Here is a 26,228-nt window from a genome sequence, read left to right on the forward strand (position 1 = left end):
TACTGATTAGCTATGAGAACAGTTATGTTCGTGGCTGTTTTTTGTTGCACTGTGAGCTATGGTCAACAAACAACGGTCATTTCTGGGCAAGTACAGGAGAATGGGACCAACTTGCCCCTTCAAAACGCCATCATTTCCATTGAAGGCTTTCAGCAAGATTTTTTAACCGATGCCAAAGGAATTTTTCAGGTGTATACAACTGAAACGGGCGAACACATATTAAAATTTGAAGCTCTTGAATTTCTTCCGAAACGTTTCACCCTTCATTTAAATGGGGAATCCATAGATCTGGGGCAAGTCTTTCTAGAAAGGGATATCACTAGGGAAAAGACAGACAATTTAATTACGTTGACAGATGGTGACCTGTTGGAAAATGAAGATGCGCTGGCCGGGGCCATGGGTCTGTTGCAATCCACTCGCGATGTATTCCTGAATCGGGCGGCTTTTGATTTCGGACAAGCTTTTTTTAAGGTACGGGGGTACGATTCCCGAAATGGGATGGTACTAATGAATGGAATTCCAATGAACAAGTTCTTTGATGGCAGGCCCCAATGGAACAACTGGGGAGGCCTGAATGATGTAGTTCGTAATCAAGAGTATACCCATGGTTTATCCCCAAACCCATATACTTTTGGGGGTATTCTCGGCAATACAAACATCAACACAAGACCATCAAGCATGCGACCGGGAACAAGACTTTCCGGTTCCATTTCCAATCGAACATATCGGGGAAGATTAATGGGGACATATAGTTCTGGACTTTCAAAAAATGGTTTGGCCTACACGATTTCCGCCTCTAGGCGATGGGCCGAAGAAGGCTATGTGGAAGGGACTTTGTACGATGCCTATTCCGCTTTTGGCTCACTGGAATTTAGACCTAATCCAAGAAACAGTATAGCCTTTACGGCAATTATGGCACGCAACCGGAGAGGACGTTCCGCAGCTATGACCCAAGAAGTTTTTGAACTTAAAGGGAATCGTTATAATCCATATTGGGGAGAGCAAGATGGGAAGATTAGAAACACAAGGGAACGCGTTATTTTTGAGCCCTTGTTTCTGTTGAACTATACCTTTGAAAACGAAAAGTTGAATTGGTCCACGGGATTGGCCTACCAATTTGGAACAAACCAAAGAAGTCGCCTGGAATATTATAAAGCCCCAAACCCAGACCCCACCTATTACCGGTATTTACCGAGTTATTCCATTAATAGCTCTATTGGGGCCAGTTTCATCAATGCGGCTTTTGCCCGAGAAGCCTTTTTGGAAAATCCGCAAATCAAGTGGAATCAATTGTATCTAGCGAATGACAATAAGGCTGGACCAGCTGCATACGTTCTTTATGATGACGTTGTTGATAACAATACGGTTATGGCAGCGACCAATTTGGAGTATAGCTTTACGGATGGGTTGAATGTGGGCTTGGGAGGAAACTTCAGGAAACTGTCCTCAGCAAACTATGCAATAATTTACGACTTATTGGGGGCAAGTTTTCATCAAGATATAGATGCTTTTTCCAACACACGGAACGATGTTGATGGAAGTTTGGAGAAAATAGAAGGGGAAAAGTTCAACTACAATTACGATTTAGGTGCCCAACAAATAGAATTCTTTGGAAAGATAAGTTATGACAACAAAAAATGGAGTGGCTTTCTTTCTGCAGCGCTTTCTAATTTTAGATCGCAGCGAAAGGGATTGTTCTTAAACGAAAGGTTTTTAAAAAATTCATCAGGTAAAAGCGAGGAAGTCTCATTTTCCAATTTGGCATTTAAAGGAGGAGCAACCTATTTTCTTAATGGACGGCATTGGCTTACCGTAAACACCGCCAAAATTGACCGTTCTCCGACGCTTCAAAACACATTTATCAATCCAAGAGAAAACAATGAAATTGTTCCAGACATTCAAAGTGAGACTATTTCTACCATAGATTTGAGCTATCATTTTAGGTGGCCCGATGTCACAGGCCGCATAAGTGCTTTTTATACAAGGTTCCAAAATACCACAGACATCAACTTCTTTTTTGTGGACTCGGGTTTTGGTTCAGACTTTGTTCAAGAAGTAATTACCGGATTGGACCGACTGCATAAAGGTGTTGAGCTTGGTTTGGTATATGAAATTTCCTCCAATGTGAAATTATCTACTGTAGGGAACCTTGGACATTACGTCTTCGCCAGTGACCCATCCGTACAGATAAATTTTGATACCGCAGGTGCCGAAGAAGAGCTTATTGACCCAGGCGGCAGTATTGATTTGGGCATTGCCAAAATAAAAGACCTAAAATTGGCACAAGGACCGCAAACCGCCTTCGCTCTTGGTGTGGAATATCGAGATCCCAAGTATTGGTGGATCGGGGCAACCGCCAACCACCTTACCAACAATTATCTAAGCATTTCAACAATCAGTAGAACCTCAAGTTTTCTTCTTAATCCTGATACTGGAGAACGTTTTCCCGATGCAACAGATGAAAATATAGCGAAGCTATTACAGCAAAGAAAGCTGGACGACATCTACTTGTTGAATGTAATAGGAGGCAAGTCTTGGTTAATGGGTAAAAAGTATATCAGTGTTTTTGCCAGCATCAATAACCTGTTTGATTCAGTTTTTAGGACAGGAGGATACGAACAAAGTCGAAACGGGAATTTTGGACAACTTAAGGAGGATAATTTAAGCGGATCACCATCCTTTGGACCAAAATATTGGTATGGCTATGGAAGAACCTATTTTCTCAATTTGGCAATAAGCTTCTAAAAGTAAAAAATGAAAAAAACAGTCACTAAATTAACAACTCTTTTACTGTGGATAGGGATACTATCCTGTGTTGAAACTCGGGATTTTGACAAACCCGAACTGGAGTGTACAAATTTGGAATCCAATATCACCTTTGCTGAGCTGGACTCCTTGGTAGGCGATGATGTGATCCAAATATATGAGGATTTGGTTTTGGAGGGTTATGTAATTTCTTCGGATAAGGCCGGTAATTTTTTTAATGTGCTCTACCTTCAGAATGCTTCCGTGAATCCAACAGGAGGAATTCAGGTTGATATGGATTATAGGGAATCGCATCTCATGTACCCTACAGGGAATAAAGTTTTTGTAAAACTGAAAAACCTCTATGCGAGTAAAAGTGGGGAGATTTTAAAATTGGGAGGTTCCTTGAATTCCTTTGGTAATATCTCAGTTGGGCGATTGCCCACTTTAAAGGTTCCGGAACATATCATCTTAGCCTGTGATGAGGCCATTACACTTCAACCTACCCGAGTTAACATTGTTGAGATAGATAGTATTCCTACCCTTACATTGGTCCAGATTGACAGTCTTGAATTTGTGGAGGTAGAACTTGGAAATACATTTGCCGTAGCTGAAGAGGAAACGCTACGCCGCTTAAAAGACTGTGCCGAAAACGAAGTTGCTATGCTCAATAGTGGCTATTCCGATTTTCAGCCAGAGGTGTTACCTGGAAAAAACGGCTCAGTCACCGGGATTGTTTTGAAAGAAGGAAAGGAAAGGGTCTTGGCTATTCGAGATTTGGGCGATATGGATTTTATCAATGAACGTTGCCCAGAAATTATCACCGAGTTTACAACAACAAAAATCTTTATATCTGAACTGGCAGACCCAGATAATAACTCAGGGGCACGATTTGTGGAATTGTACAATTCGTCACAAGAACCCTTGGATTTGAACCTATGGACTTTGCGGCGCTATACCAATGACAATACTGAGGTTAGCTCTACCATTGACCTATCTGGTTTTATTATCGCATCTGAAAGCACCTTGGTCATATCACCCAACGCCCAAGAATTTGAACTGATCTATGGTTTTCCCCCTAATTTTGGAGTGTCCACGAATAGCCCGGCCGATTCCAATGGCGATGACAATTTGGAGCTGGTAGATCCTTTTGGGACCATAATCGATGTATTTGGGATTATTGGACAGGATGGCTCGGGAACCAATCATGAGTTTGAGGATGGCAGAGCCGTCCGAAAATCAGAAATTATGGAGGGGAACCCCAATTACACTTTTGAAGAATGGTCGATTTTTAATGATACCGGAGATGCAGGTACCATCAAGATGCCCCAAAATGCCCCTGAGGATTTCACTCCGGGACAACGTGAGTAACAACTATTTTTTTGATCATTCCAAGCAAGTGATGGGTTTTTAAATCACGATATATTGAAAAAAATGAAAAAAGCAATTTACATTACTTGTGCGGTCCTGGCCTTTTCTAGTATTTCGGCTCAAGACTTTACTCTCAAACAAATGGGAACAATGGAAAAACTTGGGCTTAATTACAGTCAATTAATGAAAAACGGCCAATCCAATGAGATACGGTTGAGAGAAATCTTGGAGATAGAGAGGAGACGCAAAAGCAATCTCGTAATGGGCGTAGGATTTGGAGGAATTGGACTTTTAATGATTACTGGAGGAGTGGAATTGGCCAGCCAAAAGTACTACGACGAGCGGTATCGAAAGTACGTGACAAACCCGTTTGGTCAAATAATGGGTGGACTGATTGCAGCTTTAGGGGCCATTGATATGGGCATATCAGCACCTCTTTTTGTTTCTTCGATTAAAAATAAAAGGAAGAGAGACAACAAGATTCTTGAACTATCAGATCCTCAGTTGTAAAATCAATGAAGCCTACATCATAAAAGGCCGATAGCTGAATTTTTGACCACCTACCGAGGCATCGGCCATAAGACCTGCTTTGGGGAGTGCGAAAACTGCAACACCGTCTTTATATTTGGCCTCAAAGGCAATTCCCGATTTAAGGGCCACAGCAGAAGTTTCAGCCGCAAACTCGAACTTTCCTTCTTTAAAACGGGCCAAATCCACATCGGTTTCAAAAAAGATAACCTCGATTATGGCCTGTCCACCAGCTTGTAGACCTACATTCAATTTTTTTAGACCGGCCATGCCAACTGCCTCGCCATTTTCGTAGACTACCCCATTCCCGGAGGCACCACCCACTATAAATCCTCCTTTGCCCACATTGGGAAAAATAACATATCCGGCGGATTGGGCAAAGAATGTTTTTAATCCACTTTGGGCCTCCAACAGGGCTTCTTTAGCCTTGACCGCATCAGCCATTATTTTTTGATCTTTCTCATTTTGTGCTGAAACGTGGACGGCAAACAGCAAGGTTATGGCAAATATTATTGATTTCATGGTATTCATTTGTTGAGATTTTAGATACCCAAAGTTAAAAAACAAACCCTTTCCGTGTTGGAAAGGGTTTGCCAATAAATGTTAATAGAAGAAATGTTTTAGTCTTCTTCCTCGCTGTTGGGAAATTCCTCATGGGCCATCACCTCCTCCATTTGTAGTATATGCCGCTCTGAGTGGCCTGCCACAAAAATGATTACTTGAAAACCATCAACAGTGCCAAAAGGAAGATCTTGGTTAAACCTATTCCTCAAATCATCCTCTGTGGTTTTTACATACTCTATATGCTCGTTTCGTTTTTTCAAAAAGGCTTGCACCGTTTCTTCGTGCGAACCAAATTTGCCACGAGGCTCAAAAGGCTCTGTGGTTTTAAACCTCTGGCTACGATCGGTCAAAACACCCATCAATTGCTCATCTTTAAAAACTAAAGAATCCTTTAGGGCTGGATTTGCCCCTTCTGCCACAGTCTTTTTTAAGAATCCTTCAAAGACATTTTCACTAATGGCAATATGTTCCACGCATTCTGCGATGGACCATTCATTTTCGGAGGGTTTAAAATGCAGCTGTTCCTCAGTGAGTCCATCCAGCACCTGAAGCATATGATTACGGGTTTCGGATAGATACTTTATGGCCATGGCACGCTCCGCTTCCGTAAGTTGCGTGGGCTTTGCGCTAAAACCAAAGACCAATAGGGCAACAAGGGGTAAAATCAATTTTCTCATTTTTGATAGGATTTAAAATTGGATTGCATGTATGATATTTATTATCTGTTGACGTAAAACTCAAGGACTATTGGACTCTAGTACAACTCATATGATAAAATTATATGATTTTTTTACCCTTGACAGGGTCGAATCTGCCAAAAAGCATACTTCTTTTGGACAGAAAACAATGGTACTGGCATTCTGGTTCGGCAAATAGATAATGTTTATGTTTTTATAGCATATTAATATGAGTTGCCTATCGTTTCATCTGTGGTTTTCTTAACTTTAGAGTGGAAAAAAATAACTTAAAAACAACATACTGATGAGTAAAGATTTAGCGAACGGGGCGGATGCCGGCATGTGTCCTTTTCTGAGTGGAGAATTAAATCAGGCCGCAGGGGGTGGAACAACCAATAGAGACTGGTGGCCCAATCAACTGAATTTAAACATCCTAAGGCAGCACTCTTCTTTGGTTGATCCTATGGATGATGATTTCAATTATGCTGAAGAATTTAAGAAACTGGATTTAGATGCCATAAAAAAGGACCTTACAGACCTAATGACAGATAGCCAAGACTGGTGGCCCGCCGATTATGGACATTATGGGCCTTTTTTCATACGTATGGCATGGCATGCAGCAGGGACCTATCGCATTGCGGACGGTCGCGGTGGTGGTGGAACCGGTAACCAACGTTTTGCACCGTTGAACAGCTGGCCTGATAATGCCAATCTAGACAAGGCGCGACTGTTGCTCTGGCCCATAAAGCAGAAGTATGGAAAGAAAATTTCTTGGGCCGACCTTTTGATCTTGGCTGGAAATGTGGCCCATGAATCCATGGGATTGAAAATGTTTGGTTTCGCAGGCGGACGCGAAGATATTTGGCAACCTGAGGAGGATATTTATTGGGGCTCTGAAACGGAATGGCTGGGGAACAAGTCCCGATACAGCGAAGAAGGGGAACTTGAAAAACAGATGGGAGCTGCCCATATGGGATTGATTTACGTAAATCCTGAGGGTCCAAATGGTAATCCCGATCCGTTGGCTGCGGCGAAAGATATTCGCGAGACTTTTGGGCGCATGGCCATGAACGATTATGAGACCGTAGCACTTATTGCTGGAGGACATACCTTCGGAAAAACACACGGAGCAGCCTCCGATGCTGAGTATTTGGAAGTGGAGCCTGCTGGGGCCTCCATTGAAATGCAAAGTATGGGTTGGAAAAGCAACTTTGGAACAGGAATGGGCTCGGATACCATAACCAGCGGTTTAGAGGGGGCTTGGACAGATACGCCTACCCAATGGAGCCACAAATACTTTGAAAATCTATTCAAATATGATTGGGAATTGACAAAAAGTCCAGCTGGAGCATGGCAGTATCAGCCCAAAGATGGTGCTGGGGCAGGAACTGTACCTGATGCACACGATCCAACAAAGAAACATGCACCTTTCATGTTGGTGACTGACCTCTCGTTGCGTATGGACCCTGCTTACGAGAAAATATCAAGACACTTTTTGGAAAACCCAGAGGAGTTTGCAGACGCCTACAGAAGAGCATGGTTTAAATTGACACACCGTGATATGGGTCCAGTATCAAGATATTTGGGACCTGAAGTACCCCAAGAAGAATTAATTTGGCAAGACCCAATCCCGGCAATAGATCATGAATTGATTGATGATAAGGACATAGCCAATTTGAAGGCCAATATTCTCGCTTCTGGATTGACCGTTTCAGAATTGGTTTCTGCAGCATGGGCTTCTGCGTCTACGTATAGAGGCTCTGATAAGCGGGGTGGTGCCAATGGAGCCCGCGTCCGTTTAGCCCCACAGAACAAATGGGAGGTGAACAATCCACCGCAACTGAGTAAGGTGTTGGATACATTGGAACGAATCAAGAAAGAATTCAACAATGCCCAATCCGGAAATAAAAAAGTTTCCTTGGCCGATTTGATTGTCTTGGGCGGATGTGCGGGAGTGGAAAAAGCAGCAAAGAATGCAGGAAAAGATATCAGCGTGCCTTTCTCTCCAGGTAGAATGGATGCCTCTGAAGAACAAACAGATGCTGAGGCATTTGAAGTTTTGGAACCAGTTGCAGATGGTTTCAGAAACTACACCAAGATGAAGTTTAGCGTTCCTACCGAACAACTGTTGGTAGATAAAGCGCAATTGATGACCTTGACCGCTCCTGAGATGACAGTGCTTATAGGGGGGATGCGTATGCTAAATGCTAACTACGATGGTTCTAACCACGGAGTATTTACCGACAAACCTGAAACCTTAACAAATGATTTCTTTGTGAATCTTTTGGATATGGGCACCGAATGGAAGGCTGTTACAGAAGATGAGGAAGTTTTTGAAGGACGTGACCGTAAAACAGGCGAACTAAAATGGACGGGTACTCGAGTGGACCTTATTTTTGGTTCCAACACCGAGTTGCGTGCCTTGGCCGAAGTTTATGGATGCAGTGATTCCCAAGATAAGTTCTTGAAAGACTTTGTCGCTACCTGGAACAAGGTGATGAACTTGGACCGCTTCGATTTGGACTGAACCATTTGTTTCAGTGAAACAAGCGGCAAAAGAAAATGAATAACTAAAACTGCCACAACCTACTAGGCTGCGGCAGTTTTTTTATATCGTAATTTAGTAGTATGGATTACAAAGCAGATTTTTTCGTCCATATCCGAACTGGAAATCTGAAAGGGGTTGAAGACCATTTGAAAGTGCACCTTGAACTTTTGGAGTCCAAGGACCAAAGGGGGTCAACCCCCTTATTACTGGCATCATATTATGGGCATAGGGAAATTGTAGAGCATTTGTTGGATAAAGGAGCACAGGTTGACACTAAGGATGGTTCAGGGAACACGGCGCTCATGGGGGTATGTTTCAAGGGATATTCCGAAATTGCCAAAAAGTTGATTGCGGCGGGGGCCAATGTCGACCAAAAAAATACCATGGGCAGTACATGTCTTATTTATGCGGTAACCTTCAATCATCCAGATCTTGTAAAACTCCTGTTGAACAACGGCGCCGATACATCACTGAGGGATGCCAAGGGCAATACCGCCTTGGACCATGCCAAAATGCAAGGCGTACAAACTTTAGTGGAACTGTTGGAGGAAAATTGAATGGAACGTAAACTGAATATTGCGCTTATTCAAACCAAACTGCATTGGGAAGACCCAGATGCGAACAAAGCCATGTTTGAGGAAAAGATGGTCGACATATCATCGGATGTTGATCTTATTGTTCTTCCTGAAATGTTCTCCACAGGGTTTACCATGTTTCCAAATGGCCTTGGGCCATCAGAAGGTAAAAGAACGTTGGAATGGATGCAACAAATGGCTCTAAAAAAAGATACTGCAATACTGGGCAGCACAGTTTTCATGGAAGGCAACAAGAACTACAATCGCCTGTTTTTTGTTTATCCAAATGGAGAGTTCAAAAGCTATGATAAACGACACACCTTTACCTTGGCTGGAGAAAATAAGGTGTATGAGTCAGGCAGCGAAAAAGTGATTGTTGATTACGAAGGGTTTAAAATTTGTCCTTTAATATGTTACGATCTTCGTTTCCCAGTATGGGCAAGAAATGTGGAGGACTACGATGTGCTTATCTATGTAGCAAATTGGCCAAAACCCAGAATTGCTGCATGGGATGTGCTCTTAAAGGCAAGGGCGATTGAAAACATGTGCTATTGTGTTGGTGTGAACCGAACAGGATTGGATGAATCTGGATATCAATATCCTGGCCATTCAGCAGTTTACGATGCACTTGGAGGTCAATTGGTGTATTCGGAAAAAGAAGAAGTTCTGTATGCGCTGTTGGATAAGGAGAGCTTAGAAAAAACCCGAAATAAGCTCAGATTTCTTGACGACAGGGACGTATTTATTCTGAAATAATAAAATTCTGCTCCAATTCCCAATTGGCCCGAACATCAATAACATCTGGATAATAACTCACCTTCTCAGGTTGCATCTTTTTAAGATAGTTACCCGTATCCCATTTACCATTGCCATTGCCGTCAAAAATAACCCGAACTATATACTTGCCTGGATCTAGGTTATTAAACTCAAAAATTTGTGGTTCGGAGGTCACCTGTTCTCTTTTTACCTCACCCCGTTCATTGGTCAGTTGTATGATAAGGGGATATTTAACTGCTCCACCCAGGGTCAATCTCAAGTTTCCATAATCGGCATAACTGCCAATGGAAAGATTGTAATTCAACGAATCGTTTTGAATACCAAAGAAGTCAGTAATGGCCCCGGGCAACAAATACATCGAATAACTTAGGTTGGGCTGCACATCAAACTCAAAATCTATCTTGTTGCCCAAGCTATCTAAGCTATACATATAGGGTGCCACCAATGAATCAAGGAAAAATCCAATTTTTGTGGTATCCACATCGGCAATGGGAGTATTGGCCAACAAGCTAAACTCATCTTCAAAATTGAATTTCCCATTTTTGGAAGGGCTTATTTGCAGCGAATCCAAGGGAAGTTTTCGCGTCTTAACGGTAAATGTATCCACTACATCTAAAACCGTGTTGGTCACTGTAAATATAATACTGTCCAAATCCGTCGGAGTTAACCAATAATTCAAAGTGTCTGTTTCCCTATCTTTCAGGATTACGGTCTTTACCGAATCTGGCAATTCTGTCAAAGTTTTAATTTGAATATCCTTGTCATTGCCCTGATACCCAAAAATGATATGGTTTTTGGCCACGTAACTGGGAACAGAAACACTATAATCTGGAAGTTCTTGAAAAAGGGTCAACAGATAAACCGAATCTGTGGGCAAGGATATGGTATCCTTCAAAAACCCGATTTTATCCTGCCTTTGGTCAAATAAGTTGTTTTTATTTACGTCTTTTATAGCGACAAGCGCATAGTTACCCGCTTTTAGATTCTTCAGGTTGAAAAAAGGTACACTGTCCAGGGTATTGGCAATATACAAAGGAGGAGTTTTATATATCGTGGAATCCGCATAAGCAGTATCCATTTCGTACAACATTACACTGATAAACTGATCAGCGGTTCGGTTAAAGGCATCTTTCACTGCTCCTGAAAGGGAGAGAGAATCAATATAGGACCCAGTAGAAAAAACGTAGGTTAAAAAACTAGTTGGGTTTCCTTCATTATTATCGGTAATGCTCTGTCCAAAATTTAGGGTGTAGGTCGTATTTTCCTTTAAAGTATCCTTAATAATGATTTCCACATACTTGCTTGCACCGCCCTGTGGCTTAACTTCTGGAGGATATTTAAGTGGAGGAGATACAATAAGCTGGTTCTGAACATCTTGAAGTTTTATGAGCTCATCAAAGTACAAGCGAATCTTTTCAGCCTTAAAGTCTGTGGTAAAATTTTCGGGCTCAGCACGAACCAATTCGGGTGGGGTAACATCTTTCGGCCCCCCTGTCGGATTGCCTCTTTTGGCACACTGCCAAAGTGCCAATCCCAAAAAGGCAACAAAAACCAAACTGAACAATTTCTTTAGGTAGGCCATGTATTACCAATGTGCAACAAAGAAACAATTAATTTGAAAAATTGAGCTCCCGATTCACAAATTTTAACCTTGCGGAACCATGGCAATGCTGAGCACCGATAAGGTAACGTTGTTCATCTCGAAAAGTGTTGATGAACAGGATTCTATGGTCGCCCCCGTTGTGATTACGTCATCTACCAAAAGCACATGCTTGAACGATTTATCTGCATCAGGGTTTAACTGAAAGGCATTCGCCGTGTTTTCCCAGCGAAGATGTCGGTCCTTCTTCGTCTGTGTCTTGGTGTTGACAACCCTTAAAAGCACGTCATCCCTAAACTCAGCACCTATGGATTCAGCAACTTTTTGGGCAAACAGGGCCACTTGGTTATAGCCGCGCTTCTGTTCCTTTTTTCGATGTAAAGGAACAGGGATGACGACATCCACTGTTTTTAGGTTTTCATCTTGTTCAAGGACTGCGCCACACCATTCACCAAAAAAAGCACCAATTTGCTCCTGATTTTTGTACTTTAACCAATGCAAAAGGTTTTTCACCGTCCCATTTTTTGAAAAAAAAACGAAGGAAGCAGCCTTTTTTATTGGAATTCTACCATAAAATATGCGGTCAACCGCATTTTCATCGGAATAATTATGATCGGTGAGTGGCATTTCATGTCGACAAACGGTACAAAGTATGCGTTCTCCTCTGAATAATTGGGTATTACATCCAAAACACACCCTTGGCAATAGGATGTTGTTAATCACGTTTAGTATCTTAGCCAACCTTTTTGGTTTCAAATCAAAAACGCGTAAGTAGTCTATCAACCCCATGAACCCCCAAGATAACAATTTCAACTATAAGATTATTTTTGCGGCCCTTGTTGCCGTGATAGTTGGGATATTGATAGCCTTCTACTATAGCTATGCCCAATCCAATAACCAGATGCTCTTTTTAGAACAGGAAAAATCGTTGTTGGTCAAGGATCTTACTTTGATGAAAGCTGAGGTAGATCGCCTTTCGGGCTTAAACGAAGTCAATGAAATAGAGCTGCAGACCTCTAGATTTCGTGTGGAACAATTGTTGGATTCTGTGGGGAGATTGAATTTTAGTATCACCAAACTCAAAGAAACGCGAAAGGAATTGCGCAAATTGGAGCTCAGGTTTGACAGTCTTAAGCTTAAAAACAACTTTTTGCGCTACAACAACAGCTTGCTGGCAAGCCGATATGAAGAAACTCAAAAGCAGTTGGACGAACTTCGGGGCAAGGCCAGTAGTTTGGAGAAAACCGAATCCCTTTTGAGGGAAACCAACAAGGAACTTGCGAGAGAACTTCGTATCAAGAGTTATCTCAAACTTCAGGATGCCGAAGGCAGTGGATTCCGCCTACGAGCGGGCAGGCCCATAAAAACGAATAAAGCGTCAACCATTGAAAAATTGAGGGGCTGTGTCACCATTTTAAGTGACCCAAATGAAGATGGTGAAGTAAAGGTGTTGTATTTACAGTTCTTGGACCCCAATATGACGGTAATTGAGGACAATGCTTCAACCATTTCTGTAAGTGGGAACACCTACAGCAAAAAAATGGAGATCATTTACACCGGAAAGGAAATCAGTGTATGCGATGCCATTACCGTACCCGAAGGCTCTTTGGGCGAGGGAATCTATACCCTCAATGTTTTTGAGGATGAAAGATTACTGGCCTCCACTGAATTTCAGTTGAAATAGCGTATTTCTTTTAGGGTAAAATTCTATTTTTGCCCAATGGCAAATCAGGAAGACATTTTCAAGAAGGTTATCTCCCATGCAAAGGAATACGGGTATGTGTTCCAATCCAGCGAGATTTATGACGGACTCAGCGCAGTTTACGATTACGGGCAAAATGGAGCCGAGTTAAAGAAAAATATTCGCGAATATTGGTGGAAGGCCATGGTGCAACTCAATGAGAACATCGTGGGCATTGATGCGGCCATTTTTATGCATCCCACCACATGGAAGGCTTCCGGCCACGTTGATGCGTTTAATGACCCTCTGATTGACAATAAAGACTCCAAGAAAAGATACCGTGCCGATGTTTTGGTCGAAGACCATGTGGCCAAGATTGAAGCTAAGATTGAAAAAGAAATTAAAAAGGCTGCAAAACGTTTTGGTGACAGCTTTGATAAAGAACAGTTTTTATCTACGAACCAACGTGTGTTGGATTACCAGGCCAAAGCTGATGCAATTCTAAAACGTATGGGAAAATCCTTGGAAAATGAGGACTTGACCGATGTAAAGGCCCTGATTGAGGAATTGGAAATCGCTTGCCCCTTATCGGGGTCCAAAAATTGGACGGATGTCAAGCAGTTCAACTTAATGTTTGGGACCAAATTAGGAGCTTCGGCGGATACGGCCACGGACCTTTATCTTCGACCTGAAACCGCGCAAGGTATTTTTGTCAACTTCTTGAATGTGCAAAAAACCGGTAGGATGAAGATTCCCTTCGGAATCGCCCAAACGGGAAAAGCCTTTCGGAATGAAATCGTGGCAAGGCAGTTCATCTTTCGTATGCGCGAATTTGAACAGATGGAAATGCAATATTTCATCAAACCGGGCACCCAAAAAGAGTGGTACGAAACATGGAAAGAGAAGCGGATGCAGTGGCATCTTTCCTTGGGTATGGGAGCTGACAACTATCGCTTCCACGACCATGAAAAATTAGCCCACTATGCCGATGCCGCTGCCGATATCGAGTTTAGATTTCCTTTTGGATTCAAGGAATTGGAAGGCATCCATTCCCGCACGGATTTCGATTTGGCCAATCATGAAAAATACTCGGGCAAGAAGTTGCAATACTTCGACCCAGAAGAAAACAAAAGCTATGTGCCCTATGTGTTGGAGACCTCTATAGGGTTGGACCGCATGTTTTTGGCGGTTTTCTCCAATTCATTGCAGGATGAAGAACTGGAAAATGGCAGCACCCGTACCGTGCTGAAGCTTCCTGCCGTATTGGCACCCAACAAAGTGGCTGTTTTGCCATTACTAAAGCGTGATGGACTCCCAGAAATTGCAGAAAAATTGGTGGACGAGTTGAAGTGGGACTTCAACGTGGATTATGATGAAAAAGATGCCGTGGGACGTCGTTATCGCCGTCAAGATGCTGCCGGGACTCCATTTTGTGTCACCATCGACCATCAAACCTTGGAAGATGATACCGTGACCATCCGTCATCGCGATACCATGGAACAGAAGCGGGTGAAACTAGCTGAGGTGAAAGAAATCATCCACAAAGAAGTGGATATGCGCTACTGGTTACAGAAACTTTAGAACAATCCTATAATCTCCCCATCATCATTAATGTCGATGCCCTCGGATGCCGGATGCGCAGGTAAGCCGGGCATGCGCATAATATCCCCCGTTATGGGAATCAAGAAACCAGCACCGACTGCGATTTCAATTTCTCGCACAGTAATAATGAAATCTTTAGGTCTGCCCAATAGTTTTGGATTGTCTGACAGCGACTTTTGGGTTTTTGCGATACAAACCGGTAGATGTTCCAAGCCCAAATTGGCAATCTTGCGCAAATGGGCCTTGGCCTTGGCCGTGTAATCTACGTGTTCCGCCCCATAGATTTCCTTAGCAATGGTCTCAATTTTGTCCGTAACGTTGGATTCCCAATCGTAAAGCGGCTTAAAATCTGAGGCTTTGGAATCTATGATTTCAATTACTTTTTTTGCTAAATCGACAGCCCCTTCACCACCTTTGGCCCAAACTTCGGCCAAGGCTACACGCACTCCTTTGGAATTTGCCAATTCTTTGATGACTTCAACTTCTTCATCGGTATCCGTGTTAAACTTGTTGATGGCAATCACTGGAACCACATGGAACTTGGCAATGTTCTCCAGATGTTTTTCCAAATTGGGTAGGCCTTTTTTCAAGGCTTCCACGTTGGGTTCGGTCAAGGATTTTAAATCAGCACCACCGTGATATTTCAGTGCACGTATTGTAGTGGTGAGGACAACAGCCTTGGGTTTTAATCCCGCACTCTGGCATTTGATGTCAAAGAACTTTTCCGCCCCCAAATCAAAGCCAAAACCGGCTTCGGTCACCGTATATTCCGAATGGGTCATGCCCATCAAAGTAGCCAGTACGGTATTAGTGCCTTGGGCAATGTTGGCAAAAGGCCCTCCATGGATAATCGCCGGATTGCCTTCAATGGTCTGCACCAAATTGGGTTTTATGGCATCCTTCAACAAAGCGGCCATGGCGCCTTCTACTTTTAAGTCTTTGGCATAAATGGGGTTTTTATCAAAGGTATATCCCACAAAAATGTCCCCTAAACGCTTTTTAAGGTCCGTCAAGCTTTCTGCTAGACAAAGAATCGCCATGATTTCCGACGCTGCTGTAATGTCAAAACCCGTTTCCCGGGGCACCCCGGATGTGGTCCCGCCCAAACCCACGATGACATGGCGCAGCGAACGGTCGTTCATGTCCATCACCCGTTTCCAACCGATGGTCCGGGGGTCGAGCATCAAAGAATTGGTTTTGCTTTGGATATTGTTATCAATAACTGCGGACAACAGGTTGTGCGCTTTTTCAATGGCCGCAAAATCCCCGGTAAAATGCAGGTTGATGTCCTCCATGGGCAACACTTGGGAATATCCTCCCCCCGTAGCGCCTCCTTTAATGCCAAAAACAGGACCCAAAGAAGGTTCCCGAAGCACCACCGTAGTTTTTTTGCTCAAACGGTTCAGTCCTTCAGAAAGGCCGATGGACATGGTGGTTTTTCCTTCCCCAGCTGGAGTAGGGGAAATTGCCGAGACCAAAATCAGATTACTTTCAGCAGCTTTCTTTCGGTCTATGGCCGATAAAGGCAGTTTGGCTTTGTACTTGCCATACAGTTCAATGTCATCTGGGGAAATCCCAAACTTTTCGGAAATGTTTGAAATATGTTTTAACGTAATGCCTTTGGCGATCTGTTGGTCGGTCATAAAATAAAAATTTTCGAATCCAAATTGGAAATGCTAGAGAGTAGTTTTGCATTCACAAGATAAGACAATTGAATCATTTTTTTAGGTAGAAGAAGGTGCTTGGACAGCCATATCAATTCACTCTTGAGCACGCACTCCTTTTTCAACATACCTCCAAATACCAGGATCATCGGGATCACCATATTTATTTTCTCCTTTCCATTCATACGAACTGAAATCGTCACTAAAAATCATTTCACCAAATCGCTCATGGTATTCTTCGGAACTGGGGTCCGGTGCATGCCTGATGGTCAATTTTCGCGTTTCTGGATTCCAGTCCAACAAATCGAACTGGACCTTGTGCCAGTTGCTGAACATCGAAACCATTTCAAACTGCTGGGTTTTGTCATTTAGATGGATAAACCAGCGGTAGGTCCGTTCCTTACCTGTGGACGAACGTGATGAGGCATCAATTTCAATAAAGGTGCTGTCCAGCGTATAGTTGGCGATACGGGTGCTTTCTTCCCACCAATTTCGATCCTTGATGTCCTCTCGCACCTGCCAAGTGCCGATAAGAAATTCTAAATCTTGAACACTTTTTTCTTGGGCGACCAATCGAGCTGAGCAAAGCAAGATTAACAAGGTCAGCGATGTGGATTTAAAAAAACTGTTTATCATGATGGTTGTAGTTTTTGAATTGATGAAAGTGATTGTTCTGACTAAGATACTACAAACCTTTGGAGTATATGGACGTGCTCCTATTCCGCCTTTTCATTAAAATAATCCCTTAAAACAACATTGGCACACCGCATGATACCGTCCTTCGAAATGATGAGCGCTATAGCAAGACCTTCTTTGGTATGAAAGGTCTCCCATATTTTTGGAAGCCCTATAGCTTCGGCACGCTTACCATTGATAAAAGCGATTAGGTCTCCCTTTTGTATTTGTGCATGATCGGCTGGGGAGTTTTTGTAAACATGCAACACCTCAATTCCTTTGTCGGTTTGTGCCAAAAGCATCCCGATTAAATCCCAACGAATGGGATTATCCTTTTTTGCATTGGGTTTTAAATGGATTTCTTTAGTAGCGTAATTGAACGCTATCGTAAATCTAGAGATCAATTCCCCGCCGATTACCCCATCGAACGATGCATCATTGATGCCATCTTCTGCATGTCCTGCTATAATGTGATTGAATTCATTGCCAAGTAAATCAAATCCGTCCAGTTTATACATTTTCCCTGAAGTACTTCCACCAAACCCGACTGCCAGTGACTCATAGGTATTGACATTGTTCTTTAGATAGCTACCAAAAAAAGATTCGTTCACGCCCAGACTCATCATACTGCCGGTGTCTATGAGCCAACTTCCTTCAATCGTTTGATCTTTATGGTGAAGACTACTTTTCACAATGGGCATACCATCCACTAGGGAAAGTTTCTTTTTGTTTCCATCAATCTTGTAGGTATCGGGGGAGTAGAGGGACAGTAGTTTTTCAAAATAGTTTATTTCCATAGCGTATTTGGAGATAAAATCGGCACCCAAAATACCGGCGCACGGTCTACCGATATAATCGTTGAACCCACCTTCGGCAAGATTGGCGGAAGCTATGGTCATTTCCGCGGAATGATTTCCCACCGAATAATTGAGGTTTTTGATGGTTCCAAGACGTACTTCTCCACCTGGTCGCTCCATAATCCTGACATTCTCAATGTTCAAGTTCAGGGCTTTTGCCACCTCTTCATCCAAAACACTGAACCCAGCACCGGTATCCAAAATCATAGTGTAGGAATGCCCATGAATCATAATGGGCATGAAAATAAGATTGAAGTCCGTTTCAATTTCGACCTTGGTCAAAAACGAAGGGTCATTTTGCGATTTTCCGGATGTGACCAGCCCTAAATAGGTGACGAGAAAGCATACTAGTATTTTTTTCATTTGAGATTATTTTTCTGCAAATAAAAAGGGGTTTGGGCAGGAAGAAAAGAGTTTTTCCTTGCTGCCGATAGGATGGGAGTTTGTTTTAGGAGTTTCTTTCTTGTTGGAATTGCTTTGGGGTTAGGCCAACGTGTTGTTTGAAAATACGATAGAACGACGAGGAAGAGGCAAAACCACTGGCGATGGCCACCTCTTCCATAGCGTTTGGCCCTCCTTCTTCGCTCAATAGGCGTTTGGATTCCTCCACTCTATGTTGGTTAATCAAATCGTTGTATGTAAGGTTATGGGTTTTATTGATGTGCTGACTTAAATAGTGCGTGTTGGTCCCTATTTCTTTGGCAAGCTTTTGTAAGGTGAGCAATGGATTCCTAAATAGTTTCTCTTCATTGAGCAGACAATCCAATTTTTTCTCGATGTAATCTGCTTCTTGAAGTGTCAATCCAGAGCGCTGATACTTATCGGCTTGAACCAGTTTCTTCGGAGGTTTGAAATACAGGTATGCCAACCCAAAAACATGGGAGGAAAAAATCACTAAAAACAATGCAAATTGCCAAGCACGAAAACTGGGTAGAAATTCCAATATGATGGTGGATACGGCAATTGCCATCATGCCAAGCAATAGAAACTTGATGAAGCCCTCACTCACTTTGGAACGAATCCTGTTTTTGTTTCTGTCAAGGTAAAACCAACTTAGAACCAAATAGGCAAACATGTATGAACGAAACGCCTGGTTAACAAAAACTTCGGCAGTTGGTCGTGCACTTGCTTCGTCGATTAGGTACTGCTGAAAGTAGGCCACATACCCTAACTTTTCTTCGTAAGGCAAAATGTGGTAGGTTTTTATGGCAAAACCCAAAGCAAGGAGGGCCGGGAACAAGTGTAAATAATGATGCCATTTTATACGCTTGTTGGTATGGGGTGAAAAGTGTATGAAACCTAAAATCAATGGTCCTATGGCCGCCATTAGGGGAGTGCCAATGTAATATAGCACTACGGGCAAATTACTGTTCTTAAAAAAAAGTACCACCTCGTCATATAGGGTAAGCATTTCTATGAAAACGATGACGGCCAATAGGATAGTGGCGATGGATTTTCTTTTTTCTGAAGCAACTAAATATATGAACAAGAAAAAAGCCTCCCCCAAGGTTAGGATGCAATATAAATAGACCAACTTCATCACCTAAAATTCATTTTTTATACGGAACTAAAAAGAAAAAGATAGGGGGCTTTGCCCAGGGGTCAAAGATGGATTATTTAGCCTTTCCGACCACAATTTGTGCTAAACCACTACTCTCAAGCACGTTGTTCACTTTCCGCAAATCCTTTTCCAAAATCCCGTTCAGATGGCCCAAGTGCTGCTCCAATTCTGCTGAAAGTTCTTGATAAACCTTATGATGACCATTCGTTGGTTTTGCATCGCCGGTCTCTACGCTTCTTCTCAAAGAGGCCAAACGGTTGTTCAATTTGATTGGGAAGTTCAAGGGATCCTGGCCGGACTGATTTTTAACCTGATACAACTCCTCTTCAATAGCCGAGAGTTTCTCCAAAAATGGTGTAACGGTCCTTTTTATGGCTTTGGCAGGAATCTTTGTTTTACTCGAATCTATACTTTTCTTGATGCCCCGAATCTGGATGACCGCCTCGTTCGCGGCACTGGTCTTTTCCATAATGTCATTGGCCAAACGAAACTGCTCATCCAAATCCGCCTTCGTGATGCCTTTTAAGTTGGGATTCATGAGTACTTCAAAAGGATACGTTTTTTCATAATCCCCACTTTTCATTTTTACCTTATACGTGCCCAAAGGCGCTTTGGGGCCTCTTGTGGGACGAGCACTCCAAATGATCATTCCCTCAAAATCTGTGGCACCTGCATAACGGAGATCCCAAGTAAACGTATTGATGCCCTGGGCGGTGGTAGGTTTGGAAGAACCACCTTGCAACCACCAAGGTATGTTCGGGTCTTCCTCGTATTTGGGCTTGCTCCCTGTAAAGGTGTCAATTAGATTGTTGTTGGCATCCAAAATCTCGAAGGTAATGGTATCGGTTTGTTCTTTTAGATAATATTGAATCGTAGCATCACTGATTCCGCGTATGGCATCCGAAGGCTCAAATAGCACAGCGGATTGATTTTTAATCGCATCCTTGTATTGTCGCAAGGGTTGAATGTCATCCAAAATCCAAAAACCTCGTCCGTGAGAGCCCAAGACCACATCATTGTCCTTGACAACCAAATCACGAATAGGGGTATCTGGCAGATTTAATTGCAGACTTTGCCATTGCGCACCGTCATCCATGGAAAAGTAAACCCCATGTTCCGTAGCTAAAAATAACAGCCCTTGTCGTACATGATCCTCGCGAATCGCTCTGGCAAAATGTCCGTCCGCTATGCCGTTGGTGATTTTTGTCCAGGTTTTGCCGTAATCGTGGGTTTTGAAAACATAGGGCTGCCTGTCGTCCACTTGATAGCGGTTGGCCGCTACAAACAAGGTCCCGGGACGATGTTTGGATTCGTCAATAATGCTGACTCGAGAGAATTTAGGCAAACCTTCGGGAGTAATATCTTCCCAATTTTTGCCGCCATCGCGAGTGATATGAATTTTCCCATCATCTGAACCGGCCCAAATGGTATTGATGTCATGAAAAGAGGGTGCCAGCGCAAAAACGGTCGCATAGATTTCAGGCCCATTCATGTCCATGGTGATTACGCCACCGGTTTTTCCCAAGGTGGTGGGGTCGGCATAGGTGAGGTCTGGACTTATTTTCTCCCAGGATTGTCCATCATCCGTAGTTTTCCACACATGCTGCGAACAGGTATACATTACGTTGGAATCCTGTGGTGCGAACATGATGGGGAAGGTCCATTGCCAGCGCTCAGGCAGTGCTTCGGCGGGTTCCCCAGAAAAAAATCTAGGGTATACCTGTATGTCCCGTATTTGCCCGTTGCTTCTGTCGTATCGCGTTAACAATGCACCTTGGCTTCCTGCATAGAAAATATCCAGGTTTTCCGGATGCTGGGTTATCCAACCGCTTTCACCACCCCCTACGGCGTAAAACCAACCGTGATTGGGCCCTCGGGCCTGCATGTGGTCCCATCCGTCGCTGGGCATGGCCAACGTGCTATTATCTTGTTGTGCTCCCGCTACATGATAGGGCACATCGTTGGTGGCCATCACATGATAAAATTGTGTGGTGACAAAATCCTGCTCGGTCCAGCTTTTACCGCCGTTGATGGTGACGTTTCCACCACCATCGTTGGCATTGATCATACGGTCCGGGTTGTTGGGGTCAATCCATAAATCGTGATTGTCACCATGAGGCGTTTGGATGATGGTATCAAAAGTCTTTCCACCATCGGTGGACTTATACATTCTGGTATTAAGGCCATAAACAGTTTCCTTATCCAAAGGGTCCGCATAGATTCGGGAGTAGTAGAAAGCACGTTGACGTAGTTTGCGTTCATCATTGGTGCGTTCCCAGGTTTTGCCTGCATCGTCCGAACGGAAAACACCACCTTCATTGGCCTCTACAATGGCCCAAACCCTGTTGGAATCTACAGGAGATACGGTGACACCAATCTTTCCGATAGGTCCTTCGGGCATTCCTTCATTATTGGTAAGATTTGTCCAGGTATCACCACCATCGACGGATTTCCAGAGTTTGCTTTCGCCACCCCCACCCCACATTTTCCAGGCTTTGCGATATACCTGCCAAGTGCTGGCATACAATACATCTGGATTGTTGCGGTCGATGATGAGGTCCACCGCCCCAGCTTTTGGACCCACGTACAATACTTTTTCCCAAGTATCGCCACCATTGGTGCTTCGGAATACGCCCCGTTCCTCATTATCACCATATGGATGCCCCAACGCAGCTACATACACAATATCCTCATTGGTGGGATGGATTCTGATGCGTGCCACGGCTTGGGTTTCCTCTAACCCTAAATGCTTCCAAGTTTTGCCTGCATCTTCTGATTTATATACGCCATCACCTTGGGTGATGCTGCCCCGAAGCTGCACCTCGCCCATTCCGATGTAGACAATATCCGGATTGGTCTCTGCGACCGCTACGGCACCTACGGATGAACTGGTGACCTGGCCATCGGTTACAGGTTTCCATTCGTTGCCGCCGTCCACGGTTTTCCACAAGCCCCCGCCAGTGGCTCCAAAGTAATATTCGTTGGGTCGGCTGGGGCTTCCTGCGCAGCCCAAGGAACGGCCGCCACGCTGTGGCCCGATGTTCCGCCACTCTAAACCTTGATAAAAGTCTTCTGGAATAGATGCCTCTTTATTTTGAGCAAAGAGATTAGAACTGATTGATAATAAGGAAAACAGCAGTAAAAAAGTGTAGTTTTTTTTCATTTCGAAGTAATGATTGGTTTCGTCTTCAAGTAAGCATCTATGAAATAGATGGCGTTTTAAAGATACCGAAATGTGAGCAGTATTCCGAAACTAAATATAGCACCTCCTAGTATAAGCTTACTGGAAATTATAGGTTTGGTTACGGATGGTTTTGACCCATTTTTTGGAAAATCGGTTTAATCAAGATAAAGTTTCTTCCCTTTTCCTAATTCAATTCCGTTGGCAACAAACTTCACTTCTTTTTTTGATTTCGGAATCTGAGCAATCAAAAAGGGTGCTAATGCCTCGCCATCATTTTCTTGGTTGGCATTGATAAGATTATATGCAATCACCAGCGTTTTGCTGTTTTCCTTTACGCCCACAAGCTCAATGGTGTCCCAACCCTGATTACCGATATCGGATTGAAAAATTTCTACAAGCATATTCTTTTTGAACAAGTTTTTGTCGGTAAGATTATATTTTTCTACGAAAGCGCTGGGTAAATAGTCCTTGTTGAAAAACTTGTTGTAGCAGACGATTTGCAAGTCCGTAATGGGAGAATCTGTTCCTTTTGCGATTAGGGTGAATCCAACATCTTGATATGTATCTTCTTGGGCATGGCTATAGTTGCATACCATAAGTCCAAAGACCAACGCTATTGGCGTAATTTTCATTTTATGTGCTATTTAGTTGTGACAAAAATTACCATAAAGATAGCCAATGTGGCAGCATGTTTTTTTTATCTTTTATTAACCAAAATGGAAAAGGAATACATCCAATTACCAAAGCCATGATAGATTGAATAACACCGTCCTTCCACGAATAATTATTTGTTTCGTAGTTGTCCGACCATGAAAAGTAGTACTCGTTCCATTCACCCCGCCAAACGGAAATTGCATACTTCCTTGTCCAATCTATATTTTCAAACTTTTCCTTGTCTACATTATTATCTGCTGGTGGTTTCCTTAAATAATGAATTCTTCCCGAACTTTTTATTAAAGAGTCTACTTTTTGTGTCAGGTCAATGGAATCTTGATCATAATAGATTTGCTGCCAAGTATAATATTCTCGGTTATTAGGAAGCCTTTTATTATCTGATTTAAAGGATTTTACGAACTCAACGGAAGGCTTTATATCATTTTCGACAAATTCCTTATCACGTTTTATCTGATTTGGTGTCTCGAATAACATGAGTATCGCCACGAAAAGCCAAAGTCCAAACCACAGGGAAGTCAATATTTTGAGAAATATTTTCAAAGGAGAATAGAAATATTTTTAATTGCACATAACGGTCTCGGCTATGATTTCGTTGCGGACATTTCCGAAGGAAATTGTCCGTATGAAATCCGGCCGAATTGAAAGTAAGAAAAGTTCTTTTGGTGAACCAACTGAGCAATGAATTATAGCCTTTGTTAGCATACATATTTTAGAGTCGTTCGAATATTTGACCATTCTCAAATTCTAAAATCCTCTCATTTAATTTTTTTATTCCGATAAAGTTTTCAAGAGTATCATTTCTAAGAATTAGACCATACCCTTGATTATAATATTTAACGGAGGCTTGAAATTCAAGAATATGCATGGAAAGTTTCGTATCATTATTTGACCATTCGGACGCAGCGCCAGAAATTTCGAGCTGATTTAATAATCCGCCTGTGTGAATACTTCTCCAGTTACGAATCTCCAATTTATCTACCCCTGGGAAATGAAATTCTTGTCCAGAGTTTGAACTTTGCTTTGCGTTTTTCCAATCTCCTTCGATTTTTGTGGCTATGGAAATTATGGAATCAACTTCTTCTTTGGAATCAACCTCGTGATATTTACCGGCCTTTTTTTGAATTGAACAGCTAGCGAATGCTATGATAATAGAAAAAAGAATATAAATTAAACTTTTCATATGTATGCTAACTAGATTATATAAGCATAAAAGTTCCCCATATACCCCAAATATAGGAGAATAACCCCAAGTTTATATGATTTGTGCTAACCGTTTACAAACGATACTGTAGTCGAATACCCCCATAGTAGTTGCGAGCATTACCTGGATAAAAGTAGCGGGGCTCACTGCCGCCAAAGCCCACCGCATTGATCAACACGAATTGCGCAAAACGGGTGTTAAAGATATTGTTGACGCCCACATTTAAACCCAAAGAAAAGCGCTTCGCCATGGGGTTCGGTAGCTCAACCGGGCATTGAACACGTTAAAGGCTTCGCTGTGCAGGGTATTGGCATCGGTAAAGGGGATATTAGATCATCCAAAGGGGGATATAGAAACCCATTGACCTTGCCTTGTCTCTTTAAGCTGTTTCAAACAGTTCTTCGGCTGATTTTCGAACTTTTTTTCTTTTTTGGGTTACATCTTTAGTCGATCTAAATCCCACTGGTGCAATTACTGAGACATTGAGTCCTAGTTCATCCAGGCCCAGAATACGATTGTATACCTGTTTATCAAATCCCTCCATGGGACAGGCATCAATCTCCCTATCTGCACATGCAATAATGAGATTGTTCAGTGCTAAATAGGTCTGTTTTTCTGACCAGCTTTTTCGCTCTTCCAGAGTCTTGTTCGCAATATTGGATTTAATGAACTCTCCATACTGTTTTAAGCCTTTAATATCTGTGGTCTTTTGGGTATTGATAATCAATTGGATATAGTTGTCCACATGTTGATTGAAGTTATCTGTATAGTTGCAGAAAATAAAAAGATGTGAAGCATCCGTAATCTGGGATTGATTCCACGAAGCTTTACGAAGCTCTTCTCGGATTTCGGGATTTTCGATGATCAGCACCTTGTACATCTGCAGTCCATAAGAGGAAACCGACAAACGAATGGCCTCTTTTAGAAAATTGAGATCTTCATCTGACACCTTTCTTGTGTTGTCAAAGATTTTTGTGGCATACCGCCAATTGAGTTTGTCCAATAGATTCATATTTTTTAGTTTTCGTGTTTAATAAAAGTTTTGATAGTAAAATCTTCCTGAAAGCCAGCTTTAAGGTATAGTCTTTTACCCATTTTGGAAGCTTGCAGGATGGCATGTTTAGCGCCTTTAGCGCTGGCGATATTTAACATGTGAACCAACAATTCCTGTGCATAGCCTTTTCTACGCTGTGATGGAATTATCCCCATAGAGTGGATGCCGGCGATCTGATACTTATCTATAAAGAGCATCGCAGTGCCCACTGGGACCTTATTATCCCTGCCTATGAAGTATTCTATATTCCTCATGGTTTTCTTCACTGTATCTGCACTTATTCTATAGCCAAAAGCTTCCTGAAATAGTTGTGACCAGATTTTAGCCATTTGCTCGTCAGTTACCTTCTGAATCACTATGCGTTCCATGTGTGCAGTCGTATCTTGTAGCTTAATTGACATGGCCACTTGTGTTAATTCCTCATCAAAGCCATAAGTCTTAAGTACCAATTCTTGCTTTGAAAGGTCATTGCCCCAAACGGGAAGCGCTAGTTTATTTATGTAACTATTTGGTATGTCAGCTAGAACCTGCCTATCCAGGGGGTTGTTAACCCAGAGTTTGTTTGGCCAATCGCCACTTTCTGCAATACTCAAGCAGTAACCCTTTTCTTCAATGTATTGTCCGGCCAATCGACCTCCGATTTTCCAGAGGTTGGTCAGATTGTTTATGTTTGCTCCGATTAAATCCAT

At 42.6% G+C, this 26,228-nt stretch carries 23 protein-coding genes; 8 read left to right on the top strand and 15 right to left on the bottom strand.

The features are described from left to right. Positions 1-12 precede the first annotated feature (12 nt). The 3 genes from GTQ34_RS08280 (at position 13) to GTQ34_RS08290 (ending at position 4,626) form a co-directional block, all read left to right on the top strand. Positions 13-2,745: a TonB-dependent receptor gene (locus GTQ34_RS08280; protein ID WP_166523300.1), complete on the top strand. Its 2,733-nt coding sequence runs from the start codon at positions 13-15 to the stop codon at positions 2,743-2,745. Between the two features lie 9 nt (positions 2,746-2,754). Next, positions 2,755-4,116 (top strand): DUF5689 domain-containing protein, encoded by a 1,362-nt coding sequence (locus GTQ34_RS08285; protein WP_166523301.1) that lies wholly within the window; start codon positions 2,755-2,757, stop codon positions 4,114-4,116. A gap of 183 nt (positions 4,117-4,299) precedes the next feature. Continuing rightward, a complete protein-coding gene (locus GTQ34_RS08290; RefSeq protein WP_166523302.1) occupies positions 4,300-4,626 on the top strand; it encodes a hypothetical protein in 327 nt (108 codons plus the stop codon). A 12-nt stretch (positions 4,627-4,638) separates the two neighbouring features. On the opposite strand, the gene GTQ34_RS08295 is transcribed toward GTQ34_RS08290, so the two are convergent. After that, complete coding sequence (locus GTQ34_RS08295; RefSeq protein ID WP_313790413.1) at positions 4,639-5,166, bottom strand: lipid-binding SYLF domain-containing protein; 528 nt, start codon at positions 5,164-5,166, stop codon at positions 4,639-4,641. A gap of 98 nt (positions 5,167-5,264) precedes the next feature. Next, positions 5,265-5,885, bottom strand: coding sequence for a DinB family protein (locus tag GTQ34_RS08300; protein WP_166523304.1), 621 nt, complete (start codon positions 5,883-5,885; stop codon positions 5,265-5,267). 304 nt (positions 5,886-6,189) lie between these two features. Between GTQ34_RS08300 and katG the strand changes: the two genes are divergently transcribed. From katG to GTQ34_RS08315, 3 genes are all read left to right on the top strand, one after another. Further along, complete coding sequence (katG, locus tag GTQ34_RS08305) at positions 6,190-8,412, top strand: catalase/peroxidase HPI (RefSeq protein WP_166523305.1); 2,223 nt, start codon at positions 6,190-6,192, stop codon at positions 8,410-8,412. Positions 8,413-8,513: 101 nt separating this feature from the next. Further along, entirely contained in the window at positions 8,514-8,990 is a 477-nt protein-coding gene (locus tag GTQ34_RS08310) for an ankyrin repeat domain-containing protein (protein WP_166523306.1), read from the top strand. Beyond that, entirely contained in the window at positions 8,991-9,764 is a 774-nt protein-coding gene (locus tag GTQ34_RS08315; protein ID WP_166523307.1) for a nitrilase family protein, read from the top strand. Here GTQ34_RS08315 and GTQ34_RS08320 read toward each other — a convergent pair. After that, positions 9,751-11,367 (bottom strand): Ig-like domain-containing protein, encoded by a 1,617-nt coding sequence (locus GTQ34_RS08320; protein WP_166523308.1) that lies wholly within the window; start codon positions 11,365-11,367, stop codon positions 9,751-9,753. The two genes, GTQ34_RS08315 and GTQ34_RS08320, sit on opposite strands and share 14 nt — an antisense overlap. 63 nt (positions 11,368-11,430) lie before the next feature. Next, positions 11,431-11,898: a ComF family protein gene (locus tag GTQ34_RS08325; protein ID WP_313790414.1), complete on the bottom strand. Its 468-nt coding sequence runs from the start codon at positions 11,896-11,898 to the stop codon at positions 11,431-11,433. 274 nt (positions 11,899-12,172) lie between these two features. Between GTQ34_RS08325 and GTQ34_RS08330 the strand changes: the two genes are divergently transcribed. Both GTQ34_RS08330 and GTQ34_RS08335 read left to right on the top strand, forming a co-directional pair. Beyond that, positions 12,173-13,069: a hypothetical protein gene (locus GTQ34_RS08330; RefSeq protein WP_166523309.1), complete on the top strand. Its 897-nt coding sequence runs from the start codon at positions 12,173-12,175 to the stop codon at positions 13,067-13,069. A gap of 36 nt (positions 13,070-13,105) precedes the next feature. Next, positions 13,106-14,647, top strand: a complete 1,542-nt coding sequence (locus GTQ34_RS08335; protein WP_166523310.1) for a glycine--tRNA ligase — start codon at positions 13,106-13,108, stop codon at positions 14,645-14,647. On the opposite strand, the gene GTQ34_RS08340 is transcribed toward GTQ34_RS08335, so the two are convergent. From GTQ34_RS08340 to GTQ34_RS08390, 11 genes are all read right to left on the bottom strand, one after another. Beyond that, on the bottom strand, positions 14,644-16,311 hold the full coding sequence (locus GTQ34_RS08340) for a formate--tetrahydrofolate ligase (RefSeq protein WP_166523311.1): 1,668 nt from the start codon (positions 16,309-16,311) through the stop codon (positions 14,644-14,646). The two genes, GTQ34_RS08335 and GTQ34_RS08340, sit on opposite strands and share 4 nt — an antisense overlap. Positions 16,312-16,428: 117 nt before the next feature. Further along, positions 16,429-16,968 carry a hypothetical protein gene (locus tag GTQ34_RS08345; RefSeq protein ID WP_166523312.1) on the bottom strand — a complete coding sequence of 180 codons (540 nt, stop codon included), beginning with the start codon at positions 16,966-16,968 and terminating at the stop codon, positions 16,429-16,431. Between the two features lie 80 nt (positions 16,969-17,048). Next, positions 17,049-18,227: an aspartyl protease family protein gene (locus GTQ34_RS08350; RefSeq protein ID WP_166523313.1), complete on the bottom strand. Its 1,179-nt coding sequence runs from the start codon at positions 18,225-18,227 to the stop codon at positions 17,049-17,051. An 85-nt stretch (positions 18,228-18,312) separates the two neighbouring features. Beyond that, positions 18,313-19,404: a helix-turn-helix domain-containing protein gene (locus GTQ34_RS08355; protein ID WP_166523314.1), complete on the bottom strand. Its 1,092-nt coding sequence runs from the start codon at positions 19,402-19,404 to the stop codon at positions 18,313-18,315. Between the two features lie 73 nt (positions 19,405-19,477). Then, positions 19,478-22,588: a VPS10 domain-containing protein gene (locus tag GTQ34_RS08360; RefSeq protein ID WP_166523315.1), complete on the bottom strand. Its 3,111-nt coding sequence runs from the start codon at positions 22,586-22,588 to the stop codon at positions 19,478-19,480. A 176-nt stretch (positions 22,589-22,764) separates the two neighbouring features. Beyond that, positions 22,765-23,241 carry a hypothetical protein gene (locus GTQ34_RS08365; RefSeq protein WP_166523316.1) on the bottom strand — a complete coding sequence of 159 codons (477 nt, stop codon included), beginning with the start codon at positions 23,239-23,241 and terminating at the stop codon, positions 22,765-22,767. A gap of 28 nt (positions 23,242-23,269) precedes the next feature. Beyond that, positions 23,270-23,824 carry a hypothetical protein gene (locus tag GTQ34_RS08370; protein WP_166523317.1) on the bottom strand — a complete coding sequence of 185 codons (555 nt, stop codon included), beginning with the start codon at positions 23,822-23,824 and terminating at the stop codon, positions 23,270-23,272. A gap of 169 nt (positions 23,825-23,993) precedes the next feature. Then, complete coding sequence (locus GTQ34_RS08375) at positions 23,994-24,464, bottom strand: hypothetical protein (protein ID WP_166523318.1); 471 nt, start codon at positions 24,462-24,464, stop codon at positions 23,994-23,996. Positions 24,465-24,558: 94 nt separating this feature from the next. Beyond that, positions 24,559-24,735 carry a hypothetical protein gene (locus GTQ34_RS08380; RefSeq protein WP_166523319.1) on the bottom strand — a complete coding sequence of 59 codons (177 nt, stop codon included), beginning with the start codon at positions 24,733-24,735 and terminating at the stop codon, positions 24,559-24,561. Between the two features lie 129 nt (positions 24,736-24,864). After that, on the bottom strand, positions 24,865-25,497 hold the full coding sequence (locus tag GTQ34_RS08385) for an NAD(P)H-dependent oxidoreductase (protein WP_166523320.1): 633 nt from the start codon (positions 25,495-25,497) through the stop codon (positions 24,865-24,867). 5 nt (positions 25,498-25,502) lie between these two features. Further along, positions 25,503-26,228 carry a GNAT family N-acetyltransferase gene (locus GTQ34_RS08390; protein WP_166523321.1) on the bottom strand — a complete coding sequence of 242 codons (726 nt, stop codon included), beginning with the start codon at positions 26,226-26,228 and terminating at the stop codon, positions 25,503-25,505.

It is taken from the genome of Flagellimonas ochracea (assembly GCF_009903685.1).
Classification (GTDB): domain Bacteria; phylum Bacteroidota; class Bacteroidia; order Flavobacteriales; family Flavobacteriaceae; genus Flagellimonas; species Flagellimonas ochracea.

What these genes read in the sequence shown, in the direction of transcription:
- GTQ34_RS08280 (WP_166523300.1), top strand. Translation starts at nt 13, where the DNA reads ATGAGAACAGTTATGTTCGTGGCTGTTTTTTGTTGCACTGTGAGCTAT.
- GTQ34_RS08285 (WP_166523301.1), top strand. Translation starts at nt 2,755, where the DNA reads ATGAAAAAAACAGTCACTAAATTAACAACTCTTTTACTGTGGATAGGG.
- GTQ34_RS08290 (WP_166523302.1), top strand. Translation starts at nt 4,300, where the DNA reads ATGAAAAACGGCCAATCCAATGAGATACGGTTGAGAGAAATCTTGGAG.
- GTQ34_RS08295 (WP_313790413.1), bottom strand. Translation starts at nt 5,166, where the DNA reads ATGAAATCAATAATATTTGCCATAACCTTGCTGTTTGCCGTCCACGTT.
- GTQ34_RS08300 (WP_166523304.1), bottom strand. Translation starts at nt 5,885, where the DNA reads ATGAGAAAATTGATTTTACCCCTTGTTGCCCTATTGGTCTTTGGTTTT.
- katG (WP_166523305.1), top strand. Translation starts at nt 6,190, where the DNA reads ATGAGTAAAGATTTAGCGAACGGGGCGGATGCCGGCATGTGTCCTTTT.
- GTQ34_RS08310 (WP_166523306.1), top strand. Translation starts at nt 8,514, where the DNA reads ATGGATTACAAAGCAGATTTTTTCGTCCATATCCGAACTGGAAATCTG.
- GTQ34_RS08315 (WP_166523307.1), top strand. Translation starts at nt 8,991, where the DNA reads ATGGAACGTAAACTGAATATTGCGCTTATTCAAACCAAACTGCATTGG.
- GTQ34_RS08320 (WP_166523308.1), bottom strand. Translation starts at nt 11,367, where the DNA reads ATGGCCTACCTAAAGAAATTGTTCAGTTTGGTTTTTGTTGCCTTTTTG.
- GTQ34_RS08330 (WP_166523309.1), top strand. Translation starts at nt 12,173, where the DNA reads ATGAACCCCCAAGATAACAATTTCAACTATAAGATTATTTTTGCGGCC.
- GTQ34_RS08335 (WP_166523310.1), top strand. Translation starts at nt 13,106, where the DNA reads ATGGCAAATCAGGAAGACATTTTCAAGAAGGTTATCTCCCATGCAAAG.
- GTQ34_RS08340 (WP_166523311.1), bottom strand. Translation starts at nt 16,311, where the DNA reads ATGACCGACCAACAGATCGCCAAAGGCATTACGTTAAAACATATTTCA.
- GTQ34_RS08345 (WP_166523312.1), bottom strand. Translation starts at nt 16,968, where the DNA reads ATGATAAACAGTTTTTTTAAATCCACATCGCTGACCTTGTTAATCTTG.
- GTQ34_RS08350 (WP_166523313.1), bottom strand. Translation starts at nt 18,227, where the DNA reads ATGAAAAAAATACTAGTATGCTTTCTCGTCACCTATTTAGGGCTGGTC.
- GTQ34_RS08355 (WP_166523314.1), bottom strand. Translation starts at nt 19,404, where the DNA reads ATGAAGTTGGTCTATTTATATTGCATCCTAACCTTGGGGGAGGCTTTT.
- GTQ34_RS08360 (WP_166523315.1), bottom strand. Translation starts at nt 22,588, where the DNA reads ATGAAAAAAAACTACACTTTTTTACTGCTGTTTTCCTTATTATCAATC.
- GTQ34_RS08365 (WP_166523316.1), bottom strand. Translation starts at nt 23,241, where the DNA reads ATGAAAATTACGCCAATAGCGTTGGTCTTTGGACTTATGGTATGCAAC.
- GTQ34_RS08375 (WP_166523318.1), bottom strand. Translation starts at nt 24,464, where the DNA reads ATGAAAAGTTTAATTTATATTCTTTTTTCTATTATCATAGCATTCGCT.
- GTQ34_RS08380 (WP_166523319.1), bottom strand. Translation starts at nt 24,735, where the DNA reads ATGGCGAAGCGCTTTTCTTTGGGTTTAAATGTGGGCGTCAACAATATC.
- GTQ34_RS08385 (WP_166523320.1), bottom strand. Translation starts at nt 25,497, where the DNA reads ATGAATCTATTGGACAAACTCAATTGGCGGTATGCCACAAAAATCTTT.
- GTQ34_RS08390 (WP_166523321.1), bottom strand. Translation starts at nt 26,228, where the DNA reads ATGGATTTAATCGGAGCAAACATAAACAATCTGACCAACCTCTGGAAA.